The 9,426-nt window shown below is 59.6% G+C and carries 9 protein-coding genes; 3 read left to right on the forward strand and 6 right to left on the reverse strand.

What is annotated here, in order from left to right:
- The 3 genes from RMO15_RS17170 to RMO15_RS17180 form a co-directional block, all read right to left on the reverse strand.
- The coding region (locus tag RMO15_RS17170; RefSeq protein ID WP_309714672.1) for a sulfatase-like hydrolase/transferase at positions 1-372 on the reverse strand (372 nt) is incomplete at its 3' end.
- Between the two features lie 3 nt (positions 373-375).
- A complete protein-coding gene (locus RMO15_RS17175; protein ID WP_309714673.1) occupies positions 376-1,170 on the reverse strand; it encodes a DUF1559 domain-containing protein in 795 nt (264 codons plus the stop codon).
- Positions 1,171-1,185: 15 nt separating this feature from the next.
- Positions 1,186-2,229: a LacI family DNA-binding transcriptional regulator gene (locus tag RMO15_RS17180; protein ID WP_309714674.1), complete on the reverse strand. Its 1,044-nt coding sequence runs from the start codon at positions 2,227-2,229 to the stop codon at positions 1,186-1,188.
- A gap of 105 nt (positions 2,230-2,334) precedes the next feature.
- Between RMO15_RS17180 and RMO15_RS17185 the strand changes: the two genes are divergently transcribed.
- Positions 2,335-2,589: a hypothetical protein gene (locus RMO15_RS17185; RefSeq protein WP_309714675.1), complete on the forward strand. Its 255-nt coding sequence runs from the start codon at positions 2,335-2,337 to the stop codon at positions 2,587-2,589.
- Between the two features lie 69 nt (positions 2,590-2,658).
- A complete protein-coding gene (locus RMO15_RS17190; protein ID WP_309714676.1) occupies positions 2,659-3,468 on the forward strand; it encodes a hypothetical protein in 810 nt (269 codons plus the stop codon).
- On the opposite strand, the gene RMO15_RS17195 is transcribed toward RMO15_RS17190, so the two are convergent.
- Positions 3,465-4,082 (reverse strand): hypothetical protein, encoded by a 618-nt coding sequence (locus tag RMO15_RS17195; protein ID WP_309714677.1) that lies wholly within the window; start codon positions 4,080-4,082, stop codon positions 3,465-3,467. The genes RMO15_RS17190 and RMO15_RS17195 overlap by 4 nt on opposite strands.
- 40 nt (positions 4,083-4,122) lie before the next feature.
- On the reverse strand, positions 4,123-5,145 hold the full coding sequence (locus tag RMO15_RS17200; RefSeq protein ID WP_309714678.1) for a hypothetical protein: 1,023 nt from the start codon (positions 5,143-5,145) through the stop codon (positions 4,123-4,125).
- A gap of 49 nt (positions 5,146-5,194) precedes the next feature.
- Here RMO15_RS17200 and RMO15_RS17205 point away from each other — a divergent pair, with 49 nt between their 5' ends.
- Positions 5,195-8,449 carry a S41 family peptidase gene (locus RMO15_RS17205; protein ID WP_309714679.1) on the forward strand — a complete coding sequence of 1,085 codons (3,255 nt, stop codon included), beginning with the start codon at positions 5,195-5,197 and terminating at the stop codon, positions 8,447-8,449.
- Between the two features lie 10 nt (positions 8,450-8,459).
- On the opposite strand, the gene RMO15_RS17210 is transcribed toward RMO15_RS17205, so the two are convergent.
- Entirely contained in the window at positions 8,460-9,242 is a 783-nt protein-coding gene (locus RMO15_RS17210; protein WP_309714680.1) for a hypothetical protein, read from the reverse strand.
- Positions 9,243-9,426 lie beyond the last annotated feature (184 nt).

Below are 9,426 nucleotides of genomic sequence, written 5' to 3' on the forward strand. Positions count from 1 at the left end.
GTCGAAGCCTTTCTTCAGCGGACTTCCCGTGGTGTCAAACATCCCCATGCCCCACTTACCGATACACGCCGTGGCATAGCCCGCGCTTTTCAGTACTTGGGCAATCGTGGGCGTCTCAGCAGGCAGGGGCATCTGGCCCTCGGGCTGGATCTCCCGGTTGGCACGAATCGGGCTATGGCCCATGTGCAGCCCCGTCATCAAGCTCGTGCGCGAGGGCGCACAGACACTGGTACCGCAGAAGGCTTGCGTAAAACGCGTGCCCTCTGCGGCCATCTTATCTAAGTTCGGGGTCTGGATGAGCTTCTGACCGTAGCAGCCCACATCACCCTGAGCGAGATCGTCGGAGAGAATGAAGATGATGTTGGGCTTCATCACTTAGATATCCTCGTTGAACCAGCCCGCCGCACTAACGTTGGTGCTCTTGCGGTAGACAATCCCATTACGGTTCAGAACAGGGACAGCCGCTGCGAGCGTCGCAGCCCCCGTGAAGCCTGGAACGGGACTCTTGAACCACTTGGCATGGCCATCGGCGAAGGCATAGGTAGAGCCCTCGTTGTGGCGCCCACGGGCAAAGATATAGGTTATTGCACAGCTACGAAACGCTCCCGCAATCAGCTGAGAGTTTTCATCCACGCCAGGTGTCCAGACACAGTTGCCACTGCTCTCCGCAACCATCACCACTTGTGCCGGTGAGGCGACGGCGGCCATCCCACTAGGAGCACGGTGCTGAGCCACAGCCAAGTTGCCATCATACGAGCCCATGAGCCAGTAATTGCTGTTGTAGGAGTTCATCGGGATATTGAAGTTTGGCCCGAGGGACTTCTCGTACTCTGGGCAGAAGAATAGGCTCCTTTTAACTCCTGTACGATTCACATTCACATCGGTGAAGCCACCTTTAACGTAGGGCTCTACGAGAAACTGCCAGGCACGGTTCGCTGTGACTCCGGCTTCCGTGTGACGGTAGTTCGACATCGGGTAGGTCTCGTCGTAGTCTTGGACATACATCATGATGGCGGTGCCCATCTGCTTCATATTCGAGACACAGGCGATCTGGCGGGCCTTGGAGCGTGCCTGGGCAAAGACCGGGAAGAGAATGGCGGCGAGAATCGCGATAATGGCGATGACGACTAAGAGCTCAATAAGAGTAAAGGCAGATCGAAATGATTTCATTGAATGGTTCTTTCCTTAATGGGCCGACGGCGGCCCCAGAGTGGTTCCCGGCAAGAGTGTCACCGGAATCGTTTGTCTCGATTCGTTCGAGACGGTGCCGACGATCAGCTCGTCGAGCAGGGTAATGGCGGCCTTTGCGACCGCTTCTAGGTCAACGGCAACTGAAGTGAGAATATGGCGCGACGTTGACGGCCAGTGAATGCCATCAAACCCGACCACGGAGAGCTGCCCCGGCACTGAGATGCCCAGTGCATCACATACCTCTAGGACGGCGTAACCGAAGTGATCGTTCCAGCAAAACAGCGCCGTCGGTGACTCAGGACCCGCCAGAACTTTGGGGAGCTCTAGGGCGAGCTTGCTGCGCTCTAGAGTGTGTGTCGTCAGGTTCTGGGAAGAAAGCCCGGCAGCGATCAGTTGCTGCTGGAGAGTGGCCAAGCGCCCCTCGGTATCTACCCGCCCCTTGCCGATCAGAAAGGCGATGCGCTGATGCCCCTGAGAGACAAGAGCCTCCGCGAGCTGGCGCAGGCCGTCGGTCTGATCGGCCATCACGCAGGGGAGCGTGCTCTCCGACGTGCGCTGAAAGAGCACCACGGGCAAGTGACTGCGCTCTAAAAGCGGCAAGAGCGGATCACCATCGCGGGCACCAAAGAGAATCAGGCCATCCGCCCAGCCCCCGTTGATCTGCGCATAAATCTCCTCGGCACTCCGGTCGTGGTGCGTGAGGGTGAGCAGGTCGTAGGAATTGGTGCCTGCCGCAAGCTCGACTGCTTTATTGAGCTGATCCATGTAGAGATCGCCGCGCCAGCGGTTGCGATAGGCGCTGTAGAAGGCAAGAATCCCCGTGCGGCCTTTTTGCAGAGAGCGTACTAGCCGATTCGGACTAAAGCCACTCTGCGTGGCGCTTTGCTGAACCCGCGCCACAACATCGGGCGAGATACGTCTCTGTGTCGCCTTGCCCGCCAGCACCGCCGAGACCGTCGAAACCGAGACACCTGTTTCTGTTGCGATATCACGGAGCGTGGAGCGGCGACCACTGCCTGGTTTCTGTGTTGTTGGCATAAACTTACTGCACAAATACTTGTGCAGTACAATACAGGATATTGAAAAAGAATGCAACTAGTAAGCCCCAACAGCGAGTGGCTCGTTATGACGTAGAATAGAGACATGGCGCTAAAAGTCCCTACAGCAGCACTCCGTACCTACGATATGCTCAAAGAGAGTCCTCGTGCAACACCCCGCCACTCGGATGCGCGTGATCCCATCGTGCTGGAGCAGATCCATGGGCGGATTCGGGAGCTCCTTGTCACGTACCGGATCAGTAGCCAGATCGGCCAGAACCGGCAGACATTTGTCTTCTGGAGCGAGATCGAGCCCTTGGTGCGCGAAGGGATTTTCGACGATTTTTTGTGGATGCTGTAAAGCCCGGTACTTTCCCCTCCTCTTTTGGTATAGATTGTGCGTATAGTCTCAGGCAAAGGAACCTGAGCTATGAGTGCTGTCCCTCTCTCACCCTCCGCAACGCCGGAAGAAATCTACCTGAGCCGTCTGATGGCGGCACGTCTTTTATTGCCGACCAGCGTCCCCGGTATCTATGGACGTGGCGCACGCTTTGTCGAGGTGCTGGAAGGGCTGGCGCGTAGTATCACACAGCTAGGCCGAACCGAGAGTACCCATGTCTGGGAGTGTCCCCCGATCCTGCCGCATACTGCCGTCGAGAAGTACAGTAGCTCCCTGGCCTTCCCCCACCCACGCACCACGCCCGGGGCGAATCTAGGCGATCTGACCCTGGCTCCCTCAGCCTGCTGCTATGTCTACCCCACACTCACCGGCACTCTCGCCACAGCGGGCTGCACGATTGACATTGAGAGCTGGTGCTACCGGAGTGCGGCCTCACTCAACCCCATGCAGATGCGTGCTTTTCGGATGCGGGAGTTTGTCTATGCAGGCACCGAAGCGCAGGCGCAAGGCTTCCGCGAGAGCTGGATCGTCCAAGCACAGGCATTTCTGAGCGCTCTTGGGCTAGAGTCGGAGCAACAGACACAGGACGAGACGCTCGATATTGTGGTGCCAATGCTCTCAGGCGCGTGCCCCACCGCGCTTCTTTCGGTCAACCACCACCAGGATCACTTTGGTAAGCTCTTTGATATCCGCACCCCTGATGGTGCCAGTGCCCACACCAGCTGCGTCGCTTTCGGCATGGAGCGCATCGCGCTGGCTCTCCTCGCCCAGCATGGCCTGCAACCCAGCAAGTGGCCTCAGGAGCTGCGGACACGGCTCCACCTCGACTCGTTAAATTAGCGTGTTGGTTTAGGGACAAGCGGTGCCAAGGGAATCTTCATCTGTGTCTTGTCCCGGACTAGCACCAGCTCTTTTTGGCTGATCTTCGCCACGACATAGCGCTCCCCTCGCACCGACACCGGCTTACCCTGTTCGACGACGCGTACCTCGGAGTTGGGCGGAGCACCTAGCTCCAGGATCGCAAAAGCGACTTTCTCCCCGAGAACACAGCCCGACATGCGGCAGGCAGTCCCCGCGACAATGGGGAGACGTGCTTGCTGGTAGAGAAGGGCGAGATTGGGCGGCGGGAGCTTGCTGTCGGCTTTCGGGGCGATCTCGACAATGCCATCCTCGCGCTTCCAGTCTAGCACGGGCCGGTTGCTCTGGCAGAGCTGTGTCAGTGTCTGCTCGAACGTCCCCTGGCTCACGGTGGCCGTCACCAGCCCGAACACGGAGTTGGGAATCAGGTAGTTGCCCTCGCCAAACCCCTTCATCACCAGCTCCAGCGCCTTCTCCACCGGAGCCTGCGCCAGAAAAAGATCCCGCTTCAGAGGCGCAACGGGCGGCGTCTGTGCTTGTGCAGCCTCGGCGAGCACAGCCAGCCCCGCCAGAGTCAGGAGAGTTCGTCGGTTCATGCCCACATTCTAGCGCTTTTTCGCAAAACACAGGGCACTTCTACAAAATCGGATTTAACGGTACGAGAGGCACCAGAAAGCGGCGCTCCCCTTTTTGTAAGACGATACCAGTGCGGTCAATCTGTGAAACGCGAAAACCGTCTAGCGAGTCTCCTTCGGAGACGATGACGCGCTGTAAGCCTAAAGTGGAGCTAGTCTCCAGAAGGGCGAGTGATTTCTCACCGAGCAACACGCCCGCAACGCGGCGGGGGGCACCCGCGACTAAGGGAAGCTGCACGCGTCCCTGACGCACTTCTTCCAAAGAGACAAAGCGCGGCGGGGACGGTGGCATATTTCCGCGCTTCGTAACGTGCCAGACTCCGTTTTCTTTGCGATAGCTTAAAGGCCCTGTGGCCGACCGCATGACCAAAGAGATGAGCGAGGTGCTGGTCTCGCCGGAGATATAGCCCTCCAAAGTTCTCTCAAACTGGACACGTGACCCGCCGGACTTCAGGATCAGTTCCAGAACCGAGGTGATAGGCGCATCGGCGAAGAAGGCACGCTCCATACCGACAACTTCGGAAGCGGCCCCACTGGTTCGTGGGACAAGCCCGGTAAGGGGAATCTCCAGGCGCTGCGTGCGCTCGGCCAGAACGAGTCCCTGCTCCGTAATCGCGCTAACCTGCACCTCGCCAAAGTGGTCGCCTCGGGCCACGACACGAACGATAGACTGCGGTGGCGAGCCTTGCTCAACAATCGCCAAGGGGCCATTTTGCGAGCGTAGCGCGATCCCCGCCACACGGCGTGGCTCTCCAAAAAACGTCGGGCAGTCAAACTTGTTTTGGAGAAGTGCCCGAAAACGCTCATCAGGTTGTACCTCTGGGATAATCCAGACTCCGTTCTCGATCTTGTAGGTAACACTCGGAAAAAGTGCCTTAGGAAACGCCTCTGCCGTCACAGCGGCACTCCCGGTGACGAGCCCCAACGCTTTGTTGTCGATGATGTAGTTTGTGATACCGACAGTTCGGAAATAGAGCTCCAGTGCGGGTCGAAGCGGAGCATCGCGGAAGATAAGACGGTTCATAGCCACTGAGACTCTCTTTCTTTTTCACAGCTTCAGGTATATTTTCCGCATGATCATTCCAGCTCCCTTCTTATTGGCAACTCTAGCGCTGACGCAGCCTCTCCAAGCTCCTGCCACACGGGGGTACTTCCGCACGCCGAGCCTACGTGGGGAAGTGGCGGTCTTTGCGGCAGAGGGCGATCTGTGGCGCGTCTCGACCAGCGGCGGATTGGCGACGCGGCTGACGACGCACCCGAGCGAGGAGAGCACCCCTGCCCTCTCGCCCGATGGAAAGTGGGTGGCGTTCTCGGCGGCGTACGAAGGCCCTGACGAGGTCTATGTCATGCCTAGCACCGGCGGCGAGCCCACGCGACTGACCTTTGGCGCGGGGGGAACCGTGGCGGGCTGGACAAAAGACGGGAAAATCCTCTGCGCCACGGGCAAGCACGCGACACTTCCGGGCGTGCAGCTTGTCGCTCTCGATCCCAAGACCAAGCAGCGCACACGCATCCCACTCGCGCAGGCCAGCGATGGGGTCTACGACGACGCGGGCAACCTCTACTTCACGCGCTTTGACTTCCAGGGCAGCCAGACCAAGCGCTACCAGGGCGGCACGGCGCAGAACCTCTGGAAGCTCGCGCCGGGTGCCGCGGAGGCTGTCTCTCTCACAGCAGACTTCAAGGGCACAAGCCGCAGCCCGATGGTCTGGAAAGAGAGAGTCTACTTTCTCTCAGACCGCGATGGTGTGATGAATGTCTGGAGCATGGACGCCAACGGGAAGAACGTCAAGCAAGTGACACATGAGACGGGCTTCGATGTGCAGAACCCGCAGCTGGATGCCACTACGGGGAAGCTGATCTACCAGCACGGCGCGGACTTGTTGGTTGCCGATGCCACCGCGGGCACTTCAACCAAACTCTCGATTCAGCTCAGCTCGGACTTTGACCAGCTGCGCGAGCGCTGGATCACCAAGCCAATGGGCTGGGTAACGGCAGCGCATCTCTCCCCCAGCGGCGATAAAGTAGTACTCACGGCACGCGGCCAGGTCTATGTGGTTCCCACCAGCAAGACCGGGCGCATTGTCGAGGCGACTCGCAAGCCCGGTGTGCGCTACCGCGAGGCACGCTTTCTGCCCGATGGCAAGGGCCTTGTCGCGCTCTCGGATGAGTCCGGTGAGGTTGAGCTCTGGAAGCTGCCACCCACGGGTGAGGTCAGTGCCCCGCGTGAGCAGCTCACCAAAGACGGGGAAGTCCTGCGCTGGGACACCACGCCCTCGCCCGACGGCAAGTGGATCGCCCATACCGATAAGTTCTACCGCCTGCACCTCACCGACACCACGGCCAAGACCACCAAGGTGATCGCCACGAGCGAGGACGGAAATATCAACGGCGTCGCGTTCTCCGCCGATAGCCGCTATATAGCCTTTAGCTACCCCTGCGCCAACCAGTTCAACCAGCTGCGGCTCTACGACACCAAGACGGGCACCACCACCGAACTGACCACAGATCGCTACGACTGCGCCGACCCTGCGTTCTCGCCGGATGGCAAGTTTCTGTATTTTCTGTCGGACCGCTCATTCAACTCCAAGGTCGGCTCGCCGTGGGGGCCGCGCCAGCCGGAGCCATTCTTTGAAAATCAAACCCAGGTCTTTGCACTAAGCCTCCAGCCCGGCAACCACTCACCGTTTCTGCCCACGGATGAGCTGGAGGCCGAGAAAAAGCCTGAAGAGAAGAAACCCGACGAAAAGAAAGCTGAGGAGAAGAAAGCTGATCCTGGGCTCCCTGAGATTGTCATGGAGGGAATCGCCAAGCGCCTCAGCCTGGTGCCCGTGCCTGCAGGGAGCTACAGTAGCCTCAAAACAGACGGCAAGAAGCTCTTTCTGCTCAGCTCTGAGAGCCTCTCGGCGATTGCGATCCGTAGCGAGGATATCAAGCTGGAGCCTGTCGCCACCAACGTGAGCGGCTATGAGCTGAGCACCGATGGCAAGAAAATCCTGATCCAGCAAGGCGAGATGATCTCGGTATTTGATGCGACAGGTGGCCCCGACCCGGCCAAGAGCCGCGTCTCGCTGCTCGACCGCTGGAGCTTCTCGCTCGACCCTAAAGAGGAGTGGAAGCAGATGTACGAGGAGGCGTGGCGGCTGCACCGCGACTACTTCTACGACCCCAAGATGCACAGTGTCGACTGGAAAGCCCTGCGCGAGAAGTACCGCCCCCTGGCCGCACGAATCGCCTGCCGCGCCGATCTCTCTGACGTGCTGGCGCAGCTCACAGGCGAGCTCTCGGTCTTGCACACGTTTGTCTCGGGCGGCGATCAGCGGGCTGGTACGGATAGTATCGGGGTAGGAACTTTGGGCGCGGAGTGGGAGCGCGATGAGGCAAAGGGCGGCTGGCGCATCACCCGCCTCTGGCGCACCGACCCCGACATGCCTGAGAAACTGGGGCCGCTCCTCAAGCCGGGTGTCGAGGCCAGCGAGGGCGATGTGATTGCCCAGCTCAACGGCGTCCCGACGCTCTCCGTGGACGATCCTGCGCAGCTCTTGCGTGCTCAGACGAATAAGCAAGTGCGCCTTAAGCTCTATCCCGGCGGCGACGCCAGCAAAGCCCGCGATGTGATCGTCACCGCGATCTCGGGCGGCGCGGAGTGGGACCTGCGCTACAGCGACTGGGAGCTTTCTCGCCGTCAGATGGTGGAGAAGGCCGCGCCAGGCAAGCTAGGCTATGTCCACCTGCGTGCGATGGGCTCGGGCGATATCGCACAGTGGCAGCGGGAGTTCTATCCGGTCTTCAACCGTGATGGCTTAATCATTGATGTGCGCCACAACAACGGTGGAAACATTGATAGCTGGATCTTAGAGAAACTCATGCGCAAGGCCTGGATGTTCTGGAAAGCCCCGGTTGGTGCCCCCTACTGGAACATGCAGTACGCCTTCCGTGGCAAGATCGTGGTGCTGTGCGACGAGAGCACGGCCTCCGATGGCGAAGCGTTTGCGGAGGGGTTCAAGCGCCTAGGGCTGGGCAAAGTCATCGGAACCCGCACCTGGGGCGGCGAGGTCTGGCTGACATCTTCCAACACGCTGGTAGATAGAGGAATCGCCACGGCGGCAGAGTTTGGCGTCTTCGGCCCGGAGGGCAACTGGCTCATCGAGGGCCACGGCGTCGAGCCCGATATTGTTGTGGATAACCTCCCCCGCGCCACCTACGACGGCAAAGATACGCAGCTCGATGCGGCGATCCAGCACTTACTGAGGGAGCTAGAGAAGAACCCCATTCCGAAGCCCAAAGTACCGCCGTACCCGAATAAAGCGTTCCCGAAGCGGCGCTAGAGCAGTGCTCTCAGTCGCCGCCGCCACCACCGCCACAGGAGCTACCACAGGAGGAGCCGCCCCCGTCGCCTCCTCCTGCATCTCCCCCTCCACCGGAGTCGCCGCCACCAGAGTCCCCGCTGTCGCTACTACTGCAGCTAGACGCGATAAAGAGCCCTCCACAGCTCCCCCCACTATCCCCGTGAGTGCCTCTGCGTGTATTGCGGCGCTTATCGCTCGCGCTGAGAATCACCACCAGAATGATCACCCCGAAGATCAGCGCGAGGATCAGGATGCCCGCCGCCGGGTTACCACTCGCTCCCGCCAGAGCCACACTTCCTAGCCCCGTCGCCAGCCAGCCCAGTGCCCGCTTGCGTCCCAGACTCACCGCCTTTTGCGGCTTCTTCGTGCCCCAGACACAGCTCGGTGGCTCCTCGCCAAAGATGCGCTGGTAGCTCTCCTGCGTCTTGGCATATTGTCCTGCAAAGTGCACCTCGTCCTTCGGCTTGCCTGTGCCCGGCTCGTGGTGGAGTGGCTTGCTCAGAATATCCCCACAGAGTGCCTCCCAGTAGGAGCGGGTATAGAGCAAGTGCAGGTGCCAGGCTTCGTCCACCGCTTTCGAGGGCGTCACGGCGTGCCCCGCAACCTGGGTAAGATAGAGAAAGCGCCGGTACTCCCCGATCACTTGCTCCGTAAACAAAACGCCCCACTCGTTTTCACGAGCGAGGCGCTTGCTAAATCCCTCTTCCAGCGGCAGTGCCGCCAGCTGCTGCCAGAGTGGATTTTGTTGGTAGTGATTGTTGTTGTTTCGCATGTTTTTCAGTTCCTCTTTTCGTTTTTTCGTTTCATTCTCTTTCAATGGTTGAGACCCGCCCCGGAAGACATGCGTTATTAAGCGTTTGTTAAATAATTCTGCCCAATGGAATTGGGCATCAACAATGGCACTACGCGCCGCAAAGCCCGTGCCGGGCTCCCGAATTTGTTCCCCAGCCCGGCAC

The sequence above is a fragment of the Armatimonas sp. genome (assembly GCF_031410135.1).
Classification (GTDB): Bacteria; Armatimonadota; Armatimonadia; order Armatimonadales; family Armatimonadaceae; genus Armatimonas.